The organism is Desulfosarcina cetonica JCM 12296, assembly GCF_001311845.1.
Taxonomy (GTDB): Bacteria; Desulfobacterota; Desulfobacteria; order Desulfobacterales; family Desulfosarcinaceae; genus Desulfosarcina; species Desulfosarcina cetonica.
Genome location: NZ_BBCC01000003.1, coordinates 58539 through 83068 on the forward strand (window position 1 = coordinate 58539; position 24530 = coordinate 83068).

22 protein-coding genes and 2 pseudogenes are annotated in these 24530 nt (G+C 51.3%); 2 read left to right on the forward strand and 22 right to left on the reverse strand.

The window, feature by feature from the left end:
* Positions 1 to 287: 287 nt before the first annotated feature.
* The 8 genes from JCM12296_RS01355 to JCM12296_RS01390 form a co-directional block, all read right to left on the reverse strand.
* Entirely contained in the window at positions 288 to 1118 is an 831-nt protein-coding gene (locus JCM12296_RS01355; RefSeq protein ID WP_054689056.1) for a CpsD/CapB family tyrosine-protein kinase, read from the reverse strand.
* Between the two features lie 11 nt (positions 1119 to 1129).
* The gene (locus JCM12296_RS01360; protein ID WP_054689059.1) at positions 1130 to 2695 is read right to left on the reverse strand and encodes a GumC family protein; all 1566 of its coding nucleotides are present in this window, start codon (positions 2693 to 2695) and stop codon (positions 1130 to 1132) included.
* A gap of 545 nt (positions 2696 to 3240) precedes the next feature.
* The gene (locus JCM12296_RS01370; protein WP_157067284.1) at positions 3241 to 4110 is read right to left on the reverse strand and encodes a porin family protein; all 870 of its coding nucleotides are present in this window, start codon (positions 4108 to 4110) and stop codon (positions 3241 to 3243) included.
* Between the two features lie 5 nt (positions 4111 to 4115).
* Entirely contained in the window at positions 4116 to 4571 is a 456-nt protein-coding gene (locus tag JCM12296_RS37710) for a polysaccharide biosynthesis/export family protein (RefSeq protein ID WP_306303931.1), read from the reverse strand.
* On the reverse strand, positions 4487 to 4762 hold the full coding sequence (locus JCM12296_RS37715; protein WP_157067286.1) for a hypothetical protein: 276 nt from the start codon (positions 4760 to 4762) through the stop codon (positions 4487 to 4489). Before JCM12296_RS37715 ends, JCM12296_RS37710 begins: the two co-directional genes overlap by 85 nt.
* Before the next feature lie 50 nt (positions 4763 to 4812).
* Entirely contained in the window at positions 4813 to 5433 is a 621-nt protein-coding gene (locus tag JCM12296_RS01380) for a tetratricopeptide repeat protein (RefSeq protein WP_054689067.1), read from the reverse strand.
* On the reverse strand, positions 5415 to 7214 hold the full coding sequence (locus JCM12296_RS01385) for a tetratricopeptide repeat protein (protein WP_083455698.1): 1800 nt from the start codon (positions 7212 to 7214) through the stop codon (positions 5415 to 5417). The genes JCM12296_RS01380 and JCM12296_RS01385 overlap by 19 nt, the downstream gene beginning before the upstream one ends.
* An 88-nt stretch (positions 7215 to 7302) precedes the next feature.
* Positions 7303 to 8940, reverse strand: coding sequence for a glycosyltransferase family 4 protein (locus tag JCM12296_RS01390; RefSeq protein WP_054689071.1), 1638 nt, complete (start codon positions 8938 to 8940; stop codon positions 7303 to 7305).
* Positions 8941 to 9155: 215 nt separating this feature from the next.
* On the opposite strand from JCM12296_RS01390, the gene JCM12296_RS01395 reads away from it, so the two are divergent.
* Entirely contained in the window at positions 9156 to 9344 is a 189-nt protein-coding gene (locus JCM12296_RS01395; RefSeq protein WP_246803898.1) for a type II toxin-antitoxin system prevent-host-death family antitoxin, read from the forward strand.
* Positions 9341 to 9766: a type II toxin-antitoxin system VapC family toxin gene (locus tag JCM12296_RS01400; RefSeq protein ID WP_054689075.1), complete on the forward strand. Its 426-nt coding sequence runs from the start codon at positions 9341 to 9343 to the stop codon at positions 9764 to 9766. Before JCM12296_RS01395 ends, JCM12296_RS01400 begins: the two co-directional genes overlap by 4 nt.
* 113 nt (positions 9767 to 9879) lie before the next feature.
* On the opposite strand, the gene JCM12296_RS01405 is transcribed toward JCM12296_RS01400, so the two are convergent.
* From JCM12296_RS01405 to JCM12296_RS01465, 14 genes and pseudogenes are all read right to left on the reverse strand, one after another.
* On the reverse strand, positions 9880 to 11424 hold the full coding sequence (locus JCM12296_RS01405; RefSeq protein ID WP_054689077.1) for an exosortase C-terminal domain/associated protein EpsI: 1545 nt from the start codon (positions 11422 to 11424) through the stop codon (positions 9880 to 9882).
* Between the two features lie 141 nt (positions 11425 to 11565).
* Entirely contained in the window at positions 11566 to 12642 is a 1077-nt protein-coding gene (gene wecB / locus JCM12296_RS01410; protein ID WP_218187916.1) for a non-hydrolyzing UDP-N-acetylglucosamine 2-epimerase, read from the reverse strand.
* Between the two features lie 47 nt (positions 12643 to 12689).
* Positions 12690 to 13577 carry a DUF3473 domain-containing protein gene (locus JCM12296_RS01415; protein WP_054689078.1) on the reverse strand — a complete coding sequence of 296 codons (888 nt, stop codon included), beginning with the start codon at positions 13575 to 13577 and terminating at the stop codon, positions 12690 to 12692.
* Positions 13578 to 13629: 52 nt separating this feature from the next.
* Positions 13630 to 14712, reverse strand: a complete 1083-nt coding sequence (locus JCM12296_RS01420) for a GNAT family N-acetyltransferase (RefSeq protein ID WP_083455700.1) — start codon at positions 14710 to 14712, stop codon at positions 13630 to 13632.
* Between the two features lie 4 nt (positions 14713 to 14716).
* Positions 14717 to 16602 (reverse strand): annotated as a pseudogene (locus tag JCM12296_RS01425) (heparinase II/III family protein).
* A gap of 29 nt (positions 16603 to 16631) precedes the next feature.
* Positions 16632 to 17336, reverse strand: a complete 705-nt coding sequence (locus tag JCM12296_RS01430) for a WecB/TagA/CpsF family glycosyltransferase (protein ID WP_054689084.1) — start codon at positions 17334 to 17336, stop codon at positions 16632 to 16634.
* 13 nt (positions 17337 to 17349) lie between these two features.
* Entirely contained in the window at positions 17350 to 18360 is a 1011-nt protein-coding gene (locus JCM12296_RS41140) for a Gfo/Idh/MocA family protein (protein ID WP_083455703.1), read from the reverse strand.
* A 70-nt stretch (positions 18361 to 18430) separates the two neighbouring features.
* Positions 18431 to 18982, reverse strand: a complete 552-nt coding sequence (locus JCM12296_RS41145) for a zinc-binding dehydrogenase (protein WP_218187919.1) — start codon at positions 18980 to 18982, stop codon at positions 18431 to 18433.
* A 14-nt stretch (positions 18983 to 18996) separates the two neighbouring features.
* Positions 18997 to 19503 (reverse strand): alcohol dehydrogenase catalytic domain-containing protein, encoded by a 507-nt coding sequence (locus JCM12296_RS41150; protein WP_218187920.1) that lies wholly within the window; start codon positions 19501 to 19503, stop codon positions 18997 to 18999.
* Between the two features lie 629 nt (positions 19504 to 20132).
* On the reverse strand, positions 20133 to 21179 hold the full coding sequence (locus JCM12296_RS01440) for an O-antigen ligase family protein (RefSeq protein ID WP_172683719.1): 1047 nt from the start codon (positions 21177 to 21179) through the stop codon (positions 20133 to 20135).
* 8 nt (positions 21180 to 21187) lie between these two features.
* Positions 21188 to 21649, reverse strand: a complete 462-nt coding sequence (locus JCM12296_RS46900; protein WP_054689087.1) for an acyltransferase — start codon at positions 21647 to 21649, stop codon at positions 21188 to 21190.
* A 6-nt stretch (positions 21650 to 21655) separates the two neighbouring features.
* Positions 21656 to 23074, reverse strand: a complete 1419-nt coding sequence (locus JCM12296_RS01450; RefSeq protein WP_172683720.1) for a Gfo/Idh/MocA family protein — start codon at positions 23072 to 23074, stop codon at positions 21656 to 21658.
* A gap of 212 nt (positions 23075 to 23286) precedes the next feature.
* Positions 23287 to 24092: pseudogene (locus JCM12296_RS50010) on the reverse strand (glycosyltransferase family 4 protein).
* The gene (locus tag JCM12296_RS01465; protein ID WP_157067289.1) at positions 24074 to 24409 is read right to left on the reverse strand and encodes a hypothetical protein; all 336 of its coding nucleotides are present in this window, start codon (positions 24407 to 24409) and stop codon (positions 24074 to 24076) included. The pseudogene JCM12296_RS50010 and the gene JCM12296_RS01465 overlap by 19 nt, the downstream one beginning before the upstream one ends.
* Positions 24410 to 24530 lie beyond the last annotated feature (121 nt).

The window sequence follows — 24530 nt, forward strand, 5'->3', positions numbered from 1 at the left end:
ACTGGTAAAAAGTCGCATTTCCGACGGATTCGTAACAAGCCCGAGATCAAGACTTGCGAATCCTGAAAATAAAAGGCTAAGAACACAAAACGGCAATTGGGAACAAGGCCCAATTGCCGTTTTGTTGGATGCAATCTCGCGGACGCGGGATGTTATCGTGTTTAAGACAATGTTTTTGGCAAGGCCAGAGGAGGAAGCCGTATAAACCATACTGCGACGACCGATAACGCGGCCCAAAAACATTGTCTTGAATACTATCGTTGCGCCCGACCATCATGTGTTGCCCGTCAATGACCGTACCGATGTGCCGTGGCCCGGTCAAATCGGTTGAGAACGAATCCGGCCATTTTTTCCTGGGGAAGCATTTCGAGTGCCTTGGTGAGATCCTGCCGGAGGGTAATCCCGACCCCGACGACGATGATGATGCAATCCACCAGGGGGGCGAATGCCAGTGCGTCCGCCCCCCCCATGACCGGCGGCACATCGAAGATGACATAACGGTCCGCATAGCGGCTTTTTAGTTCCGCCACCAGTGTCTGCATCCGCGGGGAACCCATCAGTTCGGCACTCTCCTCAACCGGCTGGCCGCCGGAAATAACGGTGAATTTTTCGATTCCCGGCCACGTGATGATATCGTTCATGGGTGCCCGTTCTTCCAGGTAGTCCCGCAAACCCGATGAACTGGGGTAGCCCAGGTAGCGGTGAATCGATTGCCGGCGCAAATCCGCATCCACCAGGAGCACGGTTTGGTTGTATTCCCGTGCGAAGGTGGCGGCCAGGTTGATGGCCGTGACCGTCTTACCTTCACCCGGGGCGACGCTGGTGACCATGATCGTATTCCAGGTTTTCTCCTTGCCGATTTGCCGCAGTTGCGTTCGGAGGACCTTGTAATAGTCCACTTCGGTAAAATCGGCGGACAGGGCCACGCAATGGTTGCGGACCGCGGTATCAAGGTCGATGGAAACGGTTTTCGATTCGGAGTACACGGGGGCGTGCCAATCCGATCCGGAGCGGGCCGCCGGAAATGACGGGGACGCCGCAGGGGAAGAGGAACCTCCACGCCCGCCATGGCTCTCCCGTTCCTGTTTGGTCTTGTTCAGCGCTTTTTTCAGGTTCATTGACGAATCCTTTACATCGGCGGAAGACGCCGCATTAATTTGGCCCAGAAAACGTCCAGATCCATGACCAGGAAATGAAATGCCAGGATGCCGACACCGCATGCCAAAACACTCATCAGCCCCCACATCATGCGCTTGCGGCGCAGGTTGCGGCGGTCCAGCGGCGTCATGATGGTGGGGATGCTCACCAGAAGGGGCAGGTGGGAAATCCTGGCGATATCCTGGGGGGCGCGAACGGCTTGATCGGAGAACTCCCGTATGGCGGCAAACCCGACGCCAGCCCCGATTCCTAGCACCACACCGATCAAGCCGATGGCCAGCCGATTGGGCTTGAAAGGCTTTTCCGGCCGCCGCGCAGGGTCGATCAAGGTGAAGCGTTCGCCCTTTTGTTCTTTCTCCAGCCCCAGGGCCACGTTGGCCTCCATGGCCTTTCTGAGAAGATCCTCGTACTTGGCCCGGGTATTGTTGCGGTCCACCAACAATGCATTGTAGGCCTGTTCGATCTTGGGCGTCGTCTCGATCCGCTGGCGATAGGTTTCCGTTTTTGCCGTCATGTCCGTTTTTTGCATCAGCATCGATTTAATTTCCGCACGGGTGCTGGAAAGCTGGGCCGCCAGGGTGATGTAGGCCGTATTATCGGGCTGCTCATGGCGGTTTTCGGGTCCGTTCTTCTTTGCCAGACGACTTTCCAGTTCGGCGATTTCAAGGCGCAATTTCTTCACGTCCGGATAGTCGTCGGTAAACTTGCTTTTCAGGTTGACCAACTCCATTTCCAGCACTTTCAGACGTTCTTTTTCCGGGTCTTCCATCTCCGGGATGCTGGACAACTGGGTCCGCAGGTACCCCTCTCGCTCCCTGAGCGAACGAATTTGCTCGTCCATGCGCTGGAGGTTGGTTTCCATGCTGTTGAGGGACTGCAGGTTGACTTGCAGCATTTCGGGCAGGGCGTTGACATGCTGGGCCTTGAAGACGGTGATCTTTTCCTCCAGCTCGGCTAACTGGGCACCGACCCGATCGGTTTCCTCCTTTAGAAATTCGGTGGTCTCGGTGGTTTGGCGCTGGCGTACCTCGAGGTTCTCGCTGAGGAAAAGTGAAACCAGCCTATCGGCCACCCGCTGGACCGTGGCGGCATCTTTGCCTTCATAGGAGAGGGTGAAGGCGATCGTGGCGGCGGTCGGCCGGCCGGTGCGCCGATCGATGGTGTCCACGCTGATCAGGTCCAGGTGGATGTCATCCCGCATCTTCTCGACAATTTCTTCCGTGGTCCAGCGATCCTTGTATTCGGGGTAAAGATTGAAACGATCGATGATCTCCACCAGACGGCCCGTGCTCATGATGCGTTGCTGGGTGGACTGGATACGTTGTTCGGCGTATCCGGTGACGGTGGTCATGACAAATTCAGCCGGAATATCCTGCTCCTCGATGAGGATCGTGGCGCTGGATTTGTATATGGAGGGCAGCAGCAGGGCCACCAGTCCGGCAACCAGAACGACGATGATTGCCGGGACGGCCAGGGCCCACTTGCGCCGTTTGAGGATGTCCACATAATCTCCGAGGACCAGGGGGTGCTCTTCCATGTGCGTTGTTTTGCCTTTCGTCTCAATCGATTTGAACGTTGGAAGCGTGGGACGTTTTCCGAATCGCCCTCACTCCAGCCAGTCATGCTCGGCGACCAGCTGGATATAAAGCTTGTTGCGGTAGGCGGTCGTTCCCGAACTGCGATTATCGTAGACGGTATAAACGTAATTCCCGTTAACGATCACATGCCGGTTCGGTTTCCAACTTATCCCCATCTGGAAATTCCAGGTCTGGGTGTCGATGTCGGCCTGGGTGGGATCATTCTGTTCACTCTTGTTGTGGTACCATTGAATCGCCGCGTTGCCGCGCAGTTTTTCCAAGAAGCGCATGCTGCCGGCGATTTTTACCGCAGTGCGGTTGGCCGTGCCATTTTTACCGCTCACCGGTGTCAGATCATGGGAGAGGAGCAGGCTGCCATCGCTGCGTTCTCCCTGATAAGACAACTCGAGGACGCCCACGAATCCCCAACTGTCATAGCGGTTGCGCTCGGGAGAAAACTCTTGGTACTGATCGCTGAAGAACAGGTTAAGGGGGGCAACGAAGCTTATCCACTGCCGGGTCGTCGACTCCGATTCCCATCGGGCATAACGCCCGCCCAGATCAACAGAAAAATCAAGTTTTTCCGACAGCGCCGTTTCGCTCCCCAGGGTAACCGAGTAATTGTCCATCGCTGACCGGTCTTCGACGCATATGTGCTGTCATACCATCCTCCGTGTTGGCTGAAATCGTATTCCCGGTCGAAGTCGTAGTGGCTGAAAACAGCATTCAAACGGCCCGTGGTTCGCGCGATCCATGCTTCCAGGCTTCGGTTCATGAAAAACGCTATGCTGTAGTCCTTGCGGTCCGATGTTTCCGGGTCGTCGAAATCTTCCCGGTTGACCGAGACCTGAATGCCGGCGGAAGTGATTTCGGAGAGCGTATAGCTTGCCATGACAGCCGTGTTGAACCGTTTGCGGCGGATGTTGCTAAGTACCATACCGGTGGTTTCGATATCCCGGTCCGGCCGGTTGTCATCGCTGGCATGCCCCGCGATGGACAACTGCCAGCGTTCCGCGGGGCGATAGTCCAGGTTGGCGTTGTACCATTGATCGACATCGTCATATTCGTCATGGTTCTGATAGCGGTAACACTCCGCCTTGCCGTCGACCCGTGCAGAGAGCCGTTCTTCCTTGTGCACCCATTCAAGCCTGGGCGCGACGGTATAGATGCTGTCCGATAAGGCGTGGTCGGCGTCGAGAAAGATATTATCGGTGTATTCGACCCTCGCGGCAACGGATGTATTGAACTGGTTGTCGGCGGCCGTTGCAATGGGGAGTGGGGCGTATGAAACGGCCAGGGTCGACAACAACCCAATGAGGACCCGAAAAAGGTGCCGGTGGATACCCCATGGTATTGAAAAGCGGGTGGCGCGCATATCGATCACTTCACCACGATCACGTCGCCCCGCTGCAGCAGGATGTTTGTGTCCAGCTGGTTTTCCTCCGTGACCGCCTTATAATCGAATGGAATCACCATGGCCTTTTCGGAGGTCTTCCTGAAAATGCGGATGTCCCGGTCGTCGGCAAAGATATTCAGCCCCCCGGCCATGGCCAGGGCCTGGAGAACGTCAATGTTGCGATTGAGCGGAAAATGGCCCGGACGGTTGACCTTTCCGATGACGTAGACCACCTGGCTGTTGACCTGCTGGACGATCACGCTGAGATCCGGTTCCGGGATATAGCGCGTGAATGCCGTTTCCATTTCGGTTCTGATTTGATCCACGGTTTTTCCGGCTGCCGTGAAGCGGCCGATCAGGGGAAATGAGAAGGTCCCGTCAGGAAGGATGACGACCTGACGCGTGAGTGCTGGATCTTTCCACACACTGATTTCCAGCACATCACCGGCGCGACGGTATAGTCCTCGGCGACGATGGTGGATGCCTGGACGAGGGGCGCCGTGAGGGGAGCGGGCTGAAGCGCCGGCTTGGAATGAACACACCCGCCGATGAGCAGCATCAGCGCACCGCCGATGATGGCCGGCACAAACGGCCTTTCCAGGATTGATATCGATCTTCCGCTATCTGTCATATAAGTCCTCGTTAACTTATTGATTTTGAACAGCGTCGTTTGCTTGTCCATCAGGTCCCCTGGATCGATTTCAGCAAGGCCTCCGCACGGGAACGCTCCGGATAATTTTCGTCGGCGGCAAGCGCCTGCTCAAGCTTTTCGCGTGCCTCGTCCAGCCGGTCGTTGTCGGCCAATACCTGCGCCAGATGATAATTGATCACGCCGGAGTCAGGAAATTTTTCGAGCGCCTCCTCCAGAACGGTCACGGCAATTTCGTCGTCGCCCCTCTTATGGTGAATCCAGCCGAGGGTGTCCTTTATCGTGGCTTCATCCGGTTTGATTTTCTCGGCCTGTCTCGCCAGTTCCAGTGCCCGGTCGAGATCCGCATCGGTACCCGTGGTATCGGCCAGGAGAAACGCCAGGTTGTTGGCGGCGGCCCAGCTCCGGGGGTCGGTTTCCAGGGTTTTTTCATATACCGCCCTGGCCTTATCCAATTGCCCGTCTTTCTGGTACAGCAGGGCCAGTGTCATGACGGCCCCTGAATTCTTATTATTTTTCTGGATGGCGTTTTCGAGATTGGCGATGGCCTGTTGGGTTTTGCCCTGAGAAAGATAAAGCTTCGCCAGGTTTTCATGGGGAACGTTCCATTGGGGCGCGCGCGCGATGGCCGCTTTCAGCGCGTCCTCGGCCAAATCGGGATTTTTTCGACGATGTGCACCTGGGCCAGCAGGTTGTAGGTGAAGGCGTTGTCCGGATAGGCAGCGATTTTTTCTTCACAGTATTTTTTCGCCACATCGGCTTTATCGACCAGAAGGTAAGCCTTCACCAGGCCCGCAAGCAATGGCATGGAATCGGAATTTTTCGCAAAACCTTTTTCGAGAATCTCCACCGCCCCATCGCGGTCGCCCTTCACCTCATGCAGGTGGGCCAGTTTCAGATAGCCGGCGGGGACTTCGGGGCGAGCGTCGACCATTCGCTCATACTGGATCTTGGCCTCATCGTAAGCCTCCTGGGCCAGTTTGAAATCGCCTAAGTCGCCCATGGCGCGGATATCCGTGGGATCGATTTCGGCAATCTTGACCAGTTGTTCCGCTGCGGCCGACTTATCCTTGTTGGCCATGTACAAGCGGGCCAGGGCCCGGCGAATCTCCTTGGACGCAGGGTTCTGGCGCACCCCCTGGTTGAGGGTGTCGATGGCCAGGGCCATCTCCTTGTTCATCAGGTGCGCCTGGCCGAGCAGCAGATGGCCCCTGACGTTGTCCGGCGCCTCGGCCACGACGGTGCGAAACGCCGTCACGGCTTCCGCAGGGCGCCCAGCCAGAAGATGCAACTGACCTTTGATGAAATTAGCCTCGATACTCTTGGCGTTCTCTTTGAGAACTGCATCGACAAGGGCTTCGGCCGCATCGGGTTCTCGCTGGAGCAGGTGGATCCGGGCCATCTTGGTTTTTACCGCCAAGATGCCCGGATCGGCCGGGTCGCTGCTCAAGGACAGGCTTTTGGTGAGAACGTCCATGGCTTTCCCCGGCTCTTTTTTCAACAGGAAGAGGTCGGTCAGTGCCTCCCTGAGCGCGAAGCTTTTGGGTGCGTCGGCGATGCCCTGCCGCAGCATCGTTTCGGCCTGGTCCGCATCCTTTTGCTTGAGGAGAAATTGGGCGGCGGTGATGATATTCTTCTCCCGGTTCGTCTCCAGCTTGGCCAGATCCTTTAATACGCCCAGCGCCTTTTCCGTGTTTTCGGCGTTCCAGTAAAAATTGGCCAGGGCCAGGCGGTGGCCGGCGACATCCGGCTGGATCTTGATATTTTCCCGTAGCAGGGCTTCAGCTGCTTCCGGCTTGTCCGCTTTCTGGTAGAAGTTTGCCAGAATAATGCGCAACGTCATGGCATCGGGGTTTTTTTGGATGCCTTCGCGAAGCATGGCCTCGGCCTTGGCTGTGTCCTTACGGGCGTCATAGATGGACGCCAGCATCAGGTACATTTCCCCGGACGTCTCACCCTTTTGGTAAAGATCGCTAAGAATGGATTCGGCCGCATCCAGGTTTTTTGCCTTGCTGTAAATGGCCGCCTGGATCAGCCGGGCACCGCTGTTGTCGGGATTCTTGGCAAGGATCTGATCCACCTTCTCTTGTGCCCGATCCGCGGACCTTGCCGCCATGAAGATGCGGGCCAGTTCCACCTGGGCGTCAAGCAGGTCCGGGTTAAGTTCCACCGCTTTACTGAAACTGCCGAACGCTTGTTTGAATTTTTTCTCTTTGAGGGCCACCTGACCCAGCATCTGATACGCATCGGCAAATTTAGGGTCGATTTGCAGGGCATTCTTGAACTCCAGCGAAGCCCGCACATAGTCACCCTTCTCGTAAAGCGTCTTTCCCTTGTCGTAGAACTTGGCCTTTTTCTCCGCCGGAGAACTGCAGGAGACGAAAAAGACCATTAATACCATCACCAGTCCTGCGGATGCTATTTTCTTTATCATGATTGGGTCATCCTCAAAGTGGGAGTTGAGAGGTTGCGTGGGGCTGATCTGGTCGTTGGGAACATGGGGCCGGGATGAGAAATTATCGTTACCCGATCAAACACTTGACAGCCACCGTCCCCAGCGAAATGACAATAAAGATACTCAGTTTGACGACATTGCCGCGGGTTTCACCCAGAAGCACCTCAAAAGCGAAAAAGAGTGCGATCACCTTAGCGGTGATCAACGCGATATCTTTTACGGCGTTTTTAATTTCCGGAATGCTGGTGACAATCACGAAAGCAAAAATAATCAAAAGGTCCGACGGGTTGGCCTTGAAGCCCTGCCGCCGGCGGGTGAATTTGAGGGTCATCACCGCCAAGAAGGCCAGCACGCCAAAGGCCAGGTCAAAGCTGGTGAGGGCATGTGGGCCGACCCGCTGCGGCAGATGAAGGTGGGCGGCAAACACCATATATGGGGCCGTCACGAACAGGATCAGCCGTAACATGCCGATCATCCACTGCCGGTGAATCAGCCACACCGTACCTAAAGCGAACAGCAGCCCAACCGCCAGATAACCGATATAGCGGGGCGTGTCTTGAGGTGCGATACAGCAGAGGAAGAGCACCAGCGGTGCGCCGATCTCCAACGTGCCATAGAAAAATTTGATCAGCAGTTGCCGCTCGACAATCATCACCAGCTTGTCTTTGATCATCCGGTCCAGCAGGTCGTGCCGCGGCAGAACCCACTTCGCCCGATCCGCCCAGTAAAAACCGAGGAGAACACTGCTGCTGAATGCCAGGTAGGTGGACAGCAGGGTCCATTCGGAATGAAAGCGCAGCAGAAAAGCCGACATCACCAGGCTGAACTGAAGGCAGTAGATGACCATCACCGCCTCGGCATGCCTAAGCCCTAACCGCATCAGACGGTGATGAAAATGGTTTTTATCGGCTTTGAAGGGCGATACCCCCTTGGCGATACGTTCCATCATCACCGTCAGTGTGTCCAGGATGGGAAAACCCAGCAGCAGCAGGGGCAGGCTGCGACTCAGCGGCTCGCTGGCCTGGGTAATATGAATGGCCAGTGATACGGCAAGGAAACCCAGCAGCTGGCTGCCGGCATCGCCCATGAAGACGATGGCCGGATGGGCATTGAAGCGCAGGAAGCCGAAGATGGCTCCCACGACGGCCACCGCCAGCAGGGCCAGGTCGGGCATGCCATTCTGGTAGGCCAGAAATCCCAGGCAGATGAAGATCATCATGGATATGCCACCGGCCAGGCCATCCAGGCCGTCGGAAAGGTTGATGGCGTTGGTTACGCCCACGATGACCAAGAGGGTCAGCGGCAGGGCGATCCAGCGGGACAGGAAGATGCCCGGCAGGCAGTCGCCCAGACCGGTGATGCTCAGGCCGCCGAACCCCATAACGATCAGCGCCGCGATGGTTTGCCCGGCCAGTTTGGCCCGATAGCCCATCTCCTTGATGTCGTCCACGAAACCGAATCCCACTAGTACCGCCGATCCGAGCAACAGCGAATCCACGAAACGGCTACCCGGCGACCATAGCAGGATGGGCACCGTGGCTCCCAGCGCCATGGCCACGCCGCCGACCTTGGGCATGGGGACGTTGTGCACCTTGCGCGGGTTGGGTAGGTCCACCGCGTTGAAGCGCAGAGCCAACACCTTGAGCACGGGAATCATGCCGATGGTGATCAGCAGGGATAGCATCAATGTGGGGAAGAGGATCATGGTGGCGTTGAAAGCTGAACAGACGCGTTTATTGCGTTGGTAAAGAAACCCCTACGGTACATATTTTCAAAGATAGTCGCAGGATGATGAATTGACTGCCTTCTTGTTTCGCAGTATAGTCTAGTCTGTCTAGTCAAATAACGGGAGGCTTAACCATGGAAAAGTGGCAATTGCAAGATGCAAAAAATCGCTTCAGCGAGGTGGTTAACAAGGCGATGAAAAACGGGCCTCAGCTTGTCACCCGCCACGGGGCCGATTCGGTGGTGATCATTTCGGTAAAAGAATTTCGGCGACTTTCGGCGCCCAAGACAGATTTGGTATCCTTTTTCAAACAGTCGCCGTTGTACGATATTCAAATCGATTTATCCCGCAATAAAGATCGGCCAAGGGAGGTGGTATTTTGAATTACCTCCTGGACACCTGTGTGATATCCGAGTTGGTCAAACCCAAGCCGAACCGAAAGGTCGTCGGCTGGATTTCCTCGCAGGAAGAGGATCATCTGTTTTTATCCGTTCTCACCCTTGGTGAGATTCAAAAAGGAATATCGAAATTGAGCGAATCGAATAAAAAGAAAACGCTCAGGATTTGGCTGCAGACAGATCTGTTGGAAAGGTTCAAGGGCCGCATTCTTTCCGTTGACGAACAGGTTGCCCTGGACTGGGGGGCCATTCAAGCAACTGCCGAACAAAATGGGATCCTCATCCCATCCATCGACGGCCTTATCGCAGCGACCGGCATCGCCAACAACATGACTGTGGTAACACGCAATGTCGCAGATATGAAGCCAAGTGGCGCATTGCTATTCAATCCATGGGGTAAATCGTAACTCCTTGACTTATTTTGGTAAGAACCCATCCAGGACAGGAACGATGTCCTTCATGAAGGCCTGCAGCCGCGCTTCTGCCGTTTCAACCGCCTCCCCGCCGTAGATGGGCGTAATCAGCCGTACCAGGCGCCGTCGGTGCGCTGGCGGGTCAGGGCATCCCAGAAGTTATACAGTTTCATCTCCCATGCACTGGTGAGCGTTCGGCCGCGCATGGGAAACCAGAAATAGGCCAGCTGACGAACGCTGCCATTTTGCATCAGCGCCCGTCGAACGGGCAGGGTGCCGGCCGTTCCCTGCCGCAGGGGCGCATCGATTTTTCCCGACTGGCTGAAGGTCCATCCCGACCCGGGAAGGCAGGTGTCCGGCGAATGGATGGCCTCGCCTTTGCGTTGGCTCTGGTAGTAGGCCACGTAGAAATTCACCTGTTTGCCGTTCGTGTCGTTGAAATCGGCGATCAGATAGTCGCTCAGATCCAATTCGTCGATGAATTTCTGTTCCATCTTCTTCGGATAGCCTTGCCAGGAACCGATTGACATGGGAAACTCTTCAAGAGACTTGGCAATCGGCACCTTTTCCCTAAATTCGATGCCTTGAGTGAGAACCAACGTGATTGCCAGCAACGCCATTGCTGATAAGAATTGTGGCGGTTTGAGAATTGTTGCTATTCCTTTTGCATGTTGATCGCTGAGATTTGGTGCTGGATGCTTGATACTGGATCCTGAATTCGTGATGCTTGATTCTCGATAGCCCTGGTCGTGTGTTGTATCATTTTGTTTTTCTTTCTTATTCTGTGTTATGCGCTCTATCTTCCTCGCTTTTGAGACGCCAATGCGTTTCAAAAACGCCATCTCTCCCAACAAAATTATCAGAGACGTCATGAAGATGAACCAGCCGGAAAAGTCGTGAAAAAATCCCTCGGCAACCGTCGGCCCCCAGTACTGATACAGAATGCCGACTGACGCGATACGTAGGCCATTGACCACCACGGAAAACGGAACGGTCGACACCACGACCACGGCCTTTTTCCAGAGCTGCATTTTTGACAGGTACGTTAGCAGCAGTCCCATTATGAGCAGCGGCAGCGTGTAGCGGAGGCCACTGCAGGCATCCACCACCTGGAGCTGGGTAAAACCCAGGTCGATGACGTTGCCCTCCCGGTAGGCGGATATGCCGTAGGCTTGGAGCATCCAGACGCCTAATTTCGAAGATATGAGTTTGAGTTGGAAGGTGACCTTATTGTTGACGAAATGGGGCAGCGGAAACATGAAGATCAGCATACTCAATGCAAAACCGATCTGTTTGATTTTCTGCCACCCGAATAAGATCAAGAGCACGCCACTGAAAATAAGCCAGGAAGAAAGATAGATCGAAAAAATTTCCCCTGCGAGTTCACCCACCCAGTATAGACAAACACCTATTAGTACCGGAATAAGTCCCAGCCAAGTTGTTGATGCCGACACATTCGCAAAAGCCTTCCGCTTTTCCCAGACCAGGTAGGTAAATACGAATGGAATCAGGTACCCGTAACTGTAATCCTCCCGGCTCCAGTCCTTTGAAATGAGCCATGCATAGGTGCTGTAGTAGAGTAGCACCATGAGTACGCCGAACGGCAGCCACTTCTCCCAAGAGATTTCCTTGAGAGCTATCTCGGGTTTCACGATTTAGTCTCCATTTCATCTATTGCATGATGCATTGCTTTTAGCGTAGCTAATGAAGGCTTACAAATCATGGCTAAAAAATTGGTGATCCTAAGTTCTCAACACTCCAAACAATCTAAACTTATCTTCCCAACTCCTTAATCAGCACCTCCCATATCCGTTCGGCCGCCTTGCATCCCACATCGAGGGAACCTGATAGTCATCCCCGGTGTCGCCCATAACCCTCTGAAAGGCTTCCAGGATCGAATGACTGGAAGTGCCCGCCAGCTTGTTGCTGCCAATTTCGATGGTGATCGGCCGTTCCGTATTCTGTCGAAGTGTCAGACATGGGATTTTCAATGCCGTGGTCTCTTCTTGGAGCCCGCCGCTGTCGGTTAGCACGACCCTCGCGTCTTTCCATAAAAAAAGGGATTCGCGGAATGGAAGCGGTTCCATCAGGTGCACTCTGTCGGAAAATTGGATGCCATAGCGGTCTATCATCTTACGGGTCCTGGGGTGAACCGGGAACACAATTTCCAAATCCGTTGATATTATGTTAATCGCGTGTACGATTTTCTCAAAATTTTCTTTCTTATCTACATTGGAGGGACGGTGCAGCGTCATAAAAGCGTATGCACCCATCCGTTTTTTTAACTGTTGGGAGGCAAATAATGAAGCGTTTGAGCGCTTTATCTGCTCTATCTGGTGAAAAAGATTGTCTATCATGACATGCCCGACCAGGAAAATTCGGTCATGTGGTTTGCCCTCGTTTTTTAGATTCTTAACCCCCGAATCCTCGGTGACAAAAAAATAGTCGGAGATGGCATCAGTTACCATCCGGTTGATTTCCTCGGGCATGGTCAGATCGAAGCTACGTAGCCCCGCCTCCACATGGGCAACTGGTATGAGCATCTTTTTTGCTACCACGCTGCATGCCAGAGTGGAATTTACATCTCCGACCACGATCACCACATCGGGTTTTTCCGTTTCACATATCGCCTCAAAAGCGATCATGATCTTAGCGGTCTGTTTCGCATGGCTCCCGGATCCGGAATGTAAAAAATGGTCCGGTTCAGGAAGACCGAAATCATCGAAAAAAGCCTGGGACATTTCATAATCGTAATGCTGGCCGGTATGAATGATTCGGCACGTCACATTCGGATACTGTTGTGCAATCCGATAGATCGGCGCTATCTTCATGAAATTTGGCCGAGCACCGGCAACTAGGTGGACAAGCATGGTACTTCCCTTTGAATTGATTTTGCTGATTCGATACGTTCAAACAGTTAAGGACTGGTCGCGTTTCCTCTTCCTGTCGAGGCGAAATCGATTATCGTCACTTCCTGAGGCTGTTGAAAAACTTCTCTGCGCCAGGCGGAAATCGACATGAAGCGATACCGGCTCAGAACGAAATCCAACTTTCCGACCGTCTTCCCAACATTTACGTAGGACTTAAACAGGCGTTTGAAAGACATTTTCATCCTCGGCACATTGGGATCGAAATCGCGAGGGTGAAAATAGGAAACAACGGGGATATCCTGTCGATTTTGACGCTCGATACACATGGCAATGAACCGGCGCGGAAATAGCCGAAAATATCCCCCCCCGGAAAATGCTGTTTTCGCTTTTCCGAAATATACCGACGCAATCGGATATTCTTCCAATTCGAGACCAGACAAGGTCTTTAGCTTAAATGGTTTTGAAGGAATCCCGGGAATACCTCCGTGTCCATGATTTCCGGAAAAGATAGTCGCATCATATGTGAAGCCTGACTCAGCGATATCGTCGAACGCCCAGAGGTTGTCCGGGGTGATGCTAAAGCCGGGGCCGCGATAACCGGCAATCGGCATCCCGGAAATATTCTCCAGAACTTGCTTTGATTTCCGCAAGTCCTCGCGAAAAAGGTCTCTGCGCTGGTTGTAGATCAATTGATGTGCATAGCCATGGCAGGCGATTTCATGGCCGCTTTCCGCCGCCAATCTGACCAGCCCAGGGTGTCTTTCAGCCATCCAGCCGAGAATAAAGAACGTGCACGTCACTTTGCGGTGATCTAGTAGTTCCAGAAAGATTCGAAGCCCGATTTCAGCTCGGCTGGCAAACGATTTCCACCTATCGATTCGGGTGGAATCCGGAATGTCCAGGATGTGAAACCAGTCTTCCAGATCGAATGTCATGATGTTTGGAAATGATCCTCTATTCATCATCTGATGTCCGCCCACACCGCGATCAATAGAGGTCGAGATCGCTGAATGAAAAATACCAGTTCTCAAAACACTTTAACCGCGAAATTGCAGTTTTGTCCTCAAGCCCATGAAAACGCAGAATAAAGTTGCAGTTGTGCGGTAGCAAGCGCGGCGGCAAGTTCCGAAATCCATTTTTTTTAAGGAGTCGGCATTCTTGCGAATGATGGTTCATTAACGTAAACAGCAACGGCGTACCGTTTGCGATGGCGATCCGGTGCACTTTTTTCATCATGAGGCGGGCTACACGCTCTGGGTCACTGGTGTTGCAGTCAACCAGGAAGTCCATTAAAATGGTGATTGGGATTCCTTTTCGATAGGCCTTCCGCAACGCTAACAATCCTACGGCTTTGTCATCTTCAACCTCGGCGATAAACACACGGTAGGACAAAGTCGGGCACTTTAGAAAACGCCATGCGATAAATTTTGCACTCCGATTAAAGAGATGGACGCCGCCAATCGATTTTTCCCGGACAAAGGATAAATCGACGCCATCCAGGTCCTGATCCGACCGGATTTCACGAATCACCGGAGAGCCCGCTCCTTGAGGCAGCACGGCGGACGGTGAAACGAACCGCGCAAACATTCCAAATTGCCCAATCACGTCGAACTGCAATCCCTTGGAAAAGCCGTGGAGGGAATTGTTGTTGGGTACGCCGACCGTCCCTCGGATGCCGATCTTCCTGCACCGGTCGTAAGTCATGTTGGCAAGCGTCTTGAAAACGCCTTTCCGGTAAAATTCCGGGTGAGTCATCGTGTACAAGGAAATGTTGAAATCGATGGCTTCTCCGGCGACCAGCAATTTGCCGGGAATCACCAAGTAGACCCCCGCCACCATCGGCCTTCCGTCTGCCGGTTCGGCACAAAAGGCGATTGCCTGACCGTAACAATTGTCGAGCAGGTGCCACTTGAAGTAGTCTGGATTGGTAATGCGATGTCCCGTCCAGGTCGAGTCGAACAGCTCTCTGATTCTTTTAGAATCCGAATCCCAATTTACCTGACGTCCATACCATTCCCGGAGTTTGTCGGAAGGTGACTCAGACGTTCTGTTTTCAAGACTCCCGTTCACTTGGTCACTCTCTGTTTATTTCGATCTTGGTGGTATAGGTCCGATTTTTTCGGCTTTTGAAATGAAAAATACAGGTGGTAATCGGCGCCCACGATCCATACCGTGAGCTGATCCATCCGGCAAAAGGCTTTGTTGACCCGCGATAGAGTGATACGTCGGCTTCTTCAGGAAAGTGCATCGCCATCCGACCGTTGTTGAATGATGCTTCTATTAAATGTCTATCTGTCTTGACGACCTGGCAATCTTGCCCAAAATGAAACGCACCCCTGCAATTTATCGTTTCCTCTCCGTCAAGCCGGTCCTCGATGAGAATCCGCTCAGGTGAATCCCACGTGAGCCGTCGATAATGTGTAACGCCGAGTCTGCACCGATACCCATCATGGGATGCTTCAATCAACGGTACCGGATCGCCCTCCAGACACAGCAATCGACATGCGTGGGGTCGTTCCCACATGAATGGCCCCTGCATGACACTCTGGTCTATGCCGCCAACTTCAATGGTGTTGTGAGCGATGGTCGAGCGAAAGTAGTTTCGAATGCCCTGAGACCCATTGTACTGGCCGCTGCCAATGTCCGTGAATAACGGGATACCGTCCCAAAAAGTAGGATTGAGAGTGCATCCGCATGACCGTGACCGTATGTGGGTGCCAATCCCAATGGGGCGTGCCGAAAAACAAGGCATCCTGCCCCGTTTTGGATGCAGGTAACCCCGCCATTCGGATAAGTACTCACAATCGCTTTCGGTTTCGATTCTGTTTGGCGATGAAGGCCGTGAGCAGTCCTGTCTTCGCTCTGCCGACGGCCCTTGATTAAGAAAAAGGTGGAACGGATGTCGGTCGCACCTGCACCCTTTTCCCACTCCGGTTTTTGAAACCACTTCGCACCGAGATTTAAGAGCCCTTGAAAATAAGGTTCGCGGTAGTCCAAAAAGGGCCGAAAAACAAATCCGTCATCCCGGTCTCCATAATCAGGAAAATTGCCTTTTTCAGTTATCAGACGATTGATGAAATCCAGTGCGCTTATAATACGATCAGATAACACCTGTGGAATCTTTTTTTCTTCCAATAGGAGATAATGAAACAGAGCATCAACCACAAACCCCAAATACCAGAACGTTTGTTCTTTATTGCTGCCATCCGGGTTGATCTGCCGTAGCGTTTCCCTATGCAAAATTTCCCGAGCCAGGGATATCCATTTTTGTCCGATATGGGCTGTATCTAATGCCTTTCCGATCCAGAAAAGACCCACAGCCTCAATAACAAGATGGTTTCCGGCAGACGAAAACGTTGACAGGCGTTTGGAAATAAATCGACCTGAACACACCGCAAGCCCGATCAATTCTTTTTCAAGAGTTTTACCGGGTTTTTCCTTTGCCAAGTTCAGTGCACGATAAATGGAGATCCATCTCAATGCCACTTCCATTGAGCTGATATAGGCCGGTCCTTGTTGGTATGGATTTTTATTCAACCATTGTGAAATAATAGTCAGTGCCAGCTGCTCATTGTATAGGGCTAGAACGGGAAGAAATTGAAGTCGGTTTAATTCCCAGTTAGACCGAATATCTCCATGGGGATTCCCAGGTCTATAGCTGATTTTGGAATAATGGCAATTTGGCCAACGATTGGCTGATTCACTTTCATGCCAGTCAATTTCGGAGTTAAGATCAATTGTTTTGCCATAGTACAAAAAAGCAGTATTTCTTGTACATGATCCCTCCGGCAAGAAGTGGTATGTTAAAATATAGTTTTTGGCAAACCTTTGGTATGACCAATTTGAGGGTTGTCTGAATAGTATTGCATCCTTCTGTATTTCAATCACCTCTATGAGCCTTTTTAAGAGCTCACGGGGTGCCATCTTCCGGAGACGGTGGAGGTACCAGTTTAATTGCATTTCTTAGAGGGATTCAACGGATAATAAATTTAGATTTTATTTAAAAGCAGTTTGTAAATGATTCTTAGTGCCGGGAGCTGACGTTTCCATCGTTTAAGATTGCCAATGTCGTTGAATGCCCGGTAAAGGCCTTCCCACTTAAACATCTTGTTCCACCATGCCGGCACAGGTTTGGCCTTGCCTATAAATAAATCATAGCTCCCACCCAATCCCATGTACAATGCCGGGTATTCACGGTACATCTTCTCCATGATGTACTCCTGTCTCGGCGACCCCATGGCCACATAGACAATATCCGGCTTTTTCGCTTTGAGTGTTACAAGAAGGGACGGCAATTCATCTTCCTGAAAATAGCCGTCGCGGTATCCCAGAATGTTGATATTTGGGAATTCGCACCGAAGCTTCTCAATTGTACGCTCGATGACCATCTGCTCGGCGCCGATCAGGAAGAAAGATTTTTCATGCTGGTAGCGTCGTATGATTTCCAGCCATAGCTCGGCACCTCTGATCTTGACTGCCCGGCTGCCTTTCCTCCTAAGGGCCGCCACCGCCCCGATCCCATCCGGATAGCCAATATTCTCATTGATAATGCGCACCAGCTTTTTATCTTCATTGAGAATTTTTTCAGTACCGATTGCAATCAGAATATGTTTCTTGTCGCCAACATATGTCACGAGGTCATCACTAGATGGAAAGGCGTATATCCATCGTTCGTTGACTATCTGCTTTTGCATAAGCACCCTAATTTCAGGCTTTCATTGTCTGACTTGAATGTATCGATTGGATGATTTTAAAGCAGGTCGATGATGTACAAAGGATATCCTCAATAGGAATCAAGGGTCCGGTGCCTTCCCGAACGGCTTGAATAAACAATTCAACTTCATTCTTTTGGCCCTTGTCCTGTCCCCTTAATTTCTTTTCTTTTCTACGCCCGTTCGTGTAGATTGCCAGATTCCTGAATTCGTCAATCACAGCCGTGCAGCCGTTTGCAGACAACTCAATACGCTCTTTGCCAAAACGCTTACTTCCATTGGCTAAGTAGGCAACGGTTCCAACGGAACCATTCTGGAAAGCTATTAATACCTGAATCGAGTCGTTATGATGATGGGGATCCGGCAAAGCGCATGCATGTACAGAAACCGGATTTGAGCCATTTAAAAAAGTTAGAAAATCGATGAAATGGCACACCTCGCCGATGATACGGCCTCCGCCGACCTCTGAATCCTGGATCCAGGAGTTGGGCGGAATCGGCCCTGCATTGATCCGATAGGACATCGCCATGGGCCCATCACCGAATTCCTGTTTGAGCATTTGGGCAAACGGTGAAAAGCGCCGATTGTAACCTACCATCAAGAGGGGATGACTGTTGCCGGCCTCAAGAGATGTCTTGAAAAAGGAGCCGAATTCTTCCAGCTCGTGTGACGCTAAACAAAGCGGTTTTTCGACGAATACATTTTTACCTGCCTTCAAGGCTCTCAACGTATAGTCTGCATGGGTATCGTGGCGTGTCGCGATGAAGATCGTATTGATCTCTTCGTTCTCAAGGATGTCCGCAGCATCCCCCGTGCAGAACTCGAAACCAAACCTTTCCGCCACTGACCGCGAACTTGTGCCTGTGGAGGTCATCACTCCTTTGAGCACGACATCGTCCCGTTTTGGAATATTCGGCAGCAAATGACCCTGTGCATAGGAACCGGCGCCAAGGAATCCAATTAGGACGGCCGACGATCGGTGCCCGACCCCTGGAGAGACATGTATTTTTTCCGTTTAACGATTTTGCCAGGATCATACGCGATGAGAAGGCCGATAAACGGTTCGGACTTGGCCGTCATGATATCATAGGTGCAGGAGCCTCTTCGAGCCTGAATATATGGGTTGTCAGATAACCGACATCGATTTTTGCGCTGAACAGCAAATCCTGAAACGACTGCATGTTGCGTTTTTCGGTCCAGCGAACGTATGCCTGCGGATAGTCGACGCCCTTTTCTTCATAAACAGGGTCATATCGCCCAGGGCCGTATGAGCAGGACATTTTGACCTGCAATTCCTTTTGGTAATAGTGTGGTTCGCGATCGAACCCAGTCGGAACGGCGCCGACCACGACAACAGTGCCGCGTTTGCGTGAAATTGCACCGGCAAAGTTGATCGGGTCAAGGGAATCTGATGCGGCTGTGATGATGACCGCATCGCAACCGATGCCTTGTGTAAATGCATTAATTCGGGCTTCGACACCGGCGGCATCCCGGGCCAGCGCCAGGTCGGTACAGTTCTCGCCAGCGATATCGATCATCCGTGGATTGATGTCGATACCGATCACACGAACACCAGCCGCTCTCAGCAGCAAGCACGTCAACTGTCCCAGCAACCCCAGTCCGATCACGGCACACGATTCGCCTATCCGCAAATCCGCCTGGCGGACGCTTGAAACGCAATCGCGCCAAGGGTGTTGTAGGCCGCAAGTCTTAAATCCGCGTCGGAATTGAGTTTTACGCACAGATTGACCGGAACTACGATAACTTCTGCATGAGCCGCCGTCGCACCACCGCAGGCCACCTTGTCCCCAATCCTGAATTCGTTGACACCATCGCCCACATCGATGACTTCGCCAGCACAGGAATACCCCAGCGGTGAATACGCATCTAACTTTTTCATGACGGCACGATAGGTTTGAATCGGTCCGTGTTGTTTCAACACGTCCAACACCTGTTTGACCTGCTGCGGTCTTTCCTTAGCCTTGCCGATCAGACTTTTTCGAGCGGTTTTGACCGTATTGGATTCAGTGCCTGCACTGATCAGTGAAAAATGGTTTTGCACCAATACCATTCCCGGTCTTAAATTGGGAACCGGCATTTCCATTAACCTGATGTTTCCATTTTTGAGCTTCTGAGCAATTTGTTGCATAGCATTTAATCGTTATGTGGCCGAAAGGTACAGTAAAACCATCCAGATGGTATCAAACTCTTTGCCAATATATTTCTTGGTTGTTCTTGTGGGTCCAGTGACCCGAAGCCATTGGAATCCAAATGCAGAAGCATTAATCGTATTATTTATCAAATAAGATCTCAGCCGAAATTGGTAGGTGCTCGCCGCTGGTTTTTTTTCAAGCACATTGCGTTTTTTAACTGGCATGCCATTCGAAATGAAAATGTAGTTAATTCTCGGTCTTATTGGAAAAAATTTGATTTAGATCCCTTTCAAATAATTTTTTGACAGCCAGAATGCGTCATTAAATTCAGAATACATTTTAGGCCCTCTGCAATATTTAATGTCATTAAATCGCACTTGATTCATAGTGAACTGAATGGGTAATTTTGCTATGGATAGACTTTTTCTTTAGATCAATTTTATTCTTATTAAAATCTAAGCCCACGACACCCCGAATAGCCAAACACATAAACCCCCACATATACCATTGATACGCGGGATAAATACTTGGTGTCATCCCGATTGCATCGATCAGCCATGTCAAATAAAGCGTTATTCCCATCACCTTCAATGATGTCGATTGTTCTAAAAAAGATTTTGCTAGTTTAAAAAAAAAGTGAAGATAGCAAGAACAAATAAATCAACAGACCAAAGATGCCATTGGTAATCAGCACACGCAGATAATCGTTGTGAGGGGCACCACTGACCGCATCTCCGAAAAGCTTGTTGTATATTGGGGCTTCAAGCCATCTATTAAAGTAATCTTTCCACATAACCGTTCTTCCGCTCAACACATGTCGCTGATCGATGGTCCCCTCAACGGCCCCGATCTCCTTGTAAAAAACATGGGCTACATTATTAATCAATTTTTCGCCAGATAGCAGGTTCAATGCAATGACCATAAACGGGATCATTAACAGCCAAATATATTTCTTTTGAAAAACGGTCCATACCAGGTACCAGATAATCGCCACCAAGATTGCGGATTTTGAATAAAGGTTGTAAAGCGCTACGATACAAATACTTCCATATGCCCCCAGGATCATTTTTTGGAATGGTTTGCCGGATGTAAAATACGACCAGTAAAGCAATATGGCTGTGCCCGTCTGAATGATAAAAATACGCATGGCGAATGCATCGTGATACACTCCAACATTTCTTGTGAACCCCGTTGCCTGGCGCAAGTACCAAGCATGGCCGGTAAAGGACTGAAACAAGCTTGTACCGAGAGGATATAATCCAGCAATCAGCAAAGTGATCAATAATAGTTTGAATTTTCTCCGGTCATTGATAAATAAGGGCAGCACAAAAAAGCCGAGATATCCGCTCAAGATCCGAAAGGTGACATTTGCAGCGCCTATAGTGTTTCCTGACTCAAAGATAAGCGCTAAACCAACGAGATTTGAGAATAGATAGATTGTAGCGATTATTGCAAACGGCATTTTGGAAAATTTGGCACCATGGAAAACCCAGATCCGGGGAAGAAGCAACAACGGTACCGCCACTCCAAATATTTCCGTAACCCTTAACGGGCCGACATATGTGAGAAACGCGGCATCGATGAAAGGTTTTAGGATGAAGGTAATTAAAATTCCATGGAATGGTCTTATGGCGAGACTTAATATACAAACCGCCAAGCTTGTCAGACCCAATATCGATATCATTTTATTTTTTGTAAACCATCTATATTTTTCAGAACTTTAGCCGGATTTCCAGCGGCCACCACATTGGCCGGGATGTTCCGTATAACCACCGACCCGGCACCAATTACTGAGTTGTCTCCGATAGAGACATTCCTGAGGATAATGGATCCAACCCCGATATAAACATTGTTGCCGATACGCACAACGCCTTCTCCATCGTCAGCCGGATGGATATGCATGGCCGATGCATCGTGAGAAACAATCATGCAACCATAGGTTATGGTGCAGCGGTCACCCACGATGATTTCTCCCCTGCGGGTATCGAATTTTGCTCTCAAGCTGATCATGCAGTCATCACCGATATGAATCCCGAGTGTGCGCAAGTAGCTGATTTTCAACCAGCGAAGGCAGTTTCCAACGTGATGGATCAAAATCCTTCCAAATTTGCTGATACCTAAGAACTTATCGATATGCATCATATCCGCTCAGTTCTGAAAATTTCTCGCCTTTGACTGCTGCATCTTTGATATCGATATAAAGCTTGGTTGAATAAAACAGATCCCGAACGGGGTAAATCGGAGGCCGCCGGCATCGCAATTGGATTTAAAGGCCCTATACATTCTTGCATGGCCTTTGTCGCGTATGCATCGCCGATAGACTCTGCGATGTCGATTGATTTGGACCTCCATCCTGACAAGATCATCGATCTTGATGGTCAAATCGGCCCGCCGGATATCGATATATTCTTGTATCCCGCGGAGCGCGTTACCGCGATCGGATCCCACGATGATCAGCATGGAACCGTCTTCAAACAGTATGGTAATTGACGGTTCATCGGTTGGAAATTCCTTTGAACCGGCCATGAAAGTTATCGCAATCGGTTTGCTCTGAATAAACCATACCCCAAGATCGATCCAGTGGCTCAGATTCCCTGCAATTCGAGTCCCCTGCGTCGGCCAGTAGTACCAATGCGTAAGCGGCACACCATATTTTTCGCGAACAATACACGTCACGGTAATTGGTCCGGATTGGCTCGATACCAGTGCTTTGGCTTTTTGCAGCATTGGTGCATATCGCCGGTTATAGCCGATCTCAATATGACAATCGGCTTGTCGTAATCGGATGAGGCTTTCAAGTTGATCAATGGTTGTCACCGGTGGTTTTTCAAGCATTATTTTGGTTTCGGGATTGTAGGATGCTGCAGTCTCAGCAATATCTAAGTGCGTGCTATGGTAGGTTGCCACAACAAGTACGGGTTTTTTGACACCAGAAAGCCTTTTAAGAGCGATAGAGCAATCCGTGTCACAATATCGGAATCCGAATTTGTGGCCCATCGCGGCTGCCAGTCCCGGATTCAAATCAATGATGCTGTGAAATTTAAAGTCTTTGAGCATCGGCAAGATGAACGCATATGCGTATACCCCAGCCCCTGCCATGAAAAGTTCATTTCCGTGTATTGGTTTTTTACCAGATTGCCGACTTCGCTTGACCGTTGGTGTTGACGCTACCACATCGGCCAAAGGCTGTTTGAGCAACTTTTTACTTAAAGCCAGATCAGAAACGATAGGTTCACTATCATGATTGTCGGATAAAACTTTATTCAATTCGAGTGGTACCGAAACGCCTGCATATGGCGAATAGTGGTACAGGGCTAACTGGACGTCGGGTTGACGTTTGAAGAAGTGGGTCAGCATTTTTACATATTTCAGAAAGTCACAATTAGCTGGAACCTCGTTGACACAGACCGATGGGAACACGTGACATTCACTCTCCGGCCAATCAACGGGCCCTACACCCACGGCCCACCTGTCTGAACCAGCAATGCGCCCCAATGACAATACTAACGCCTTCTCGTTGATCAAGACGCGTTGCAGCATTGCCAAGCGAATTTTGTAGTAGGTCAACAGAAAACCTTCTCGCCAAATGAAATACAGTAGTTTCGCGAATGGGTGAGAAAACCGGAACATCCTTGTCTTTGGATCGTCCGGAAGTTTGAAACGATAATATCGTGATACATGTAGAATCGTCTCGTCCGTGCGAGGCAAAGGTGCTGGTATTTCAAAAAGTCGTCGGTTGAATGCAAGTCGCATGAAGATATGGTTCCGTTGTGCTTTGGTTATCTGCGAGGATTTGAGGACGCTTGGCGGCTTTTTCCGGATATCACCTGTTCAAAGCAATCACCGAGCCGGCTGGCAATGGTGTCCACATCGAAACGATTTCTAATATCGTTGTGATTATAAGCGGATATGCGTGCATGCAGTTCTTTATCGCTGAGTAGCAGATCGACTTTTTCAACCAGCATATCAATATCACCGGGCATGATGTGATAGCCGTTCTTACCATCGCGAACCGCTTCAGAAAGGGCGCCCACGGGAGTACAAATTACCGGTTTGGCCATGGCCATGCTTCCAGAACTGCCTGGGAAAAGCCTTCGGAATAGGATGGCAACAGAAAAAGGCAGCAGGAGGCCAGCAGTTCAAGCTTTTCCGGTTCCTCGACGACCCCGACGTACCGGTGGTGCCTGCCGAACCCGCTGGCTTCGAGTGTTTCCAGGCTTTCATGGGGGGGGGAACAGTTGATGGGCGCGCCTGTCAACTGATTGAAAAAGACGTTGCGCTCGGTTTCCAAACGGGTGCCGGCGAACACAAACTTCACTTCTGGATGCCTGCGGGCCACCGCAGGAATGGCGGAAAGAACGTCGCAATAGCCCTTGGCGCAACTCAAATGACCCATGAAGAAAACACGCTTGGGAGTAAAACGTTCCGGTACCGGGTTTTTGTAAAGCTCGGTATCCACGGTGTTGTGAACCACCTGTATGCGTTCTTCGGGAATCAGCCCGGCAAACTGATCTTTGAGCACTTCGGCCTGTACCAGTCCCAATGAAACGCGGCGGCAGGCGGCTTTCACCAGCATTGTGCCCATGCCGGCCAGGCGAGATAGCCGCGTTTGAAATGTCCGGCGCGCATATGGATGACGATCTTCGTGCCGGACAAGCGTGAGAGCAAAATGCACCAAATGTCTCGTCCCAACCAACCAGCCTTGGTGGCGGTGACATAGTAGTAGACCAGCGCTGGCCGACGGCTAATCAGTAGCCATATCATCCGCCGGTAAAACCGCAGCATGGCGGCCAAGGCGCTGGAATCGAGTTTGCCCCGCTGGGCGTTGGAGGTGTGGATGTTGGTGTTGAGAAAGGTGACGTCGAAACGCTCGGTCAGGGAAGAACCGAGTATGGTCTTCATCTGCACGTCGGGACCCGAGTATGGTGGCGGGTAAGGTCCGATAATCAGCAGTTTCGGCTTCGCGTTCATTTTTGCGAGTGGCTGTAATGGATCGCATCGAAATACGAATCCGGGTAGGGGG

Coding starts and splice junctions, on each gene's coding strand:
- JCM12296_RS01395 (WP_246803898.1), top strand. CDS start 9,156: ATGAAAAACGGGCCTCAGCTTGTCACCCGCCACGGGGCCGATTCGGTG.
- JCM12296_RS01430 (WP_054689084.1), bottom strand. CDS start 17,336: ATGCAAAAGCAGATAGTCAACGAACGATGGATATACGCCTTTCCATCT.
- JCM12296_RS01360 (WP_054689059.1), bottom strand. CDS start 2,695: ATGGAAGAGCACCCCCTGGTCCTCGGAGATTATGTGGACATCCTCAAA.
- JCM12296_RS01465 (WP_157067289.1), bottom strand. CDS start 24,409: ATGAAGACCATACTCGGTTCTTCCCTGACCGAGCGTTTCGACGTCACC.
- JCM12296_RS01370 (WP_157067284.1), bottom strand. CDS start 4,110: ATGCGCGCCACCCGCTTTTCAATACCATGGGGTATCCACCGGCACCTT.
- JCM12296_RS46900 (WP_054689087.1), bottom strand. CDS start 21,649: ATGATGCATATCGATAAGTTCTTAGGTATCAGCAAATTTGGAAGGATT.
- wecB (WP_218187916.1), bottom strand. CDS start 12,642: ATGCTTGTCCACCTAGTTGCCGGTGCTCGGCCAAATTTCATGAAGATA.
- JCM12296_RS01415 (WP_054689078.1), bottom strand. CDS start 13,577: ATGACATTCGATCTGGAAGACTGGTTTCACATCCTGGACATTCCGGAT.
- JCM12296_RS01385 (WP_083455698.1), bottom strand. CDS start 7,214: ATGATAAAGAAAATAGCATCCGCAGGACTGGTGATGGTATTAATGGTC.
- JCM12296_RS37715 (WP_157067286.1), bottom strand. CDS start 4,762: ATGACAGATAGCGGAAGATCGATATCAATCCTGGAAAGGCCGTTTGTG.
- JCM12296_RS41150 (WP_218187920.1), bottom strand. CDS start 19,503: ATGCAACAAATTGCTCAGAAGCTCAAAAATGGAAACATCAGGTTAATG.
- JCM12296_RS01355 (WP_054689056.1), bottom strand. CDS start 1,118: ATGAACCTGAAAAAAGCGCTGAACAAGACCAAACAGGAACGGGAGAGC.
- JCM12296_RS01390 (WP_054689071.1), bottom strand. CDS start 8,940: ATGATCCTCTTCCCCACATTGATGCTATCCCTGCTGATCACCATCGGC.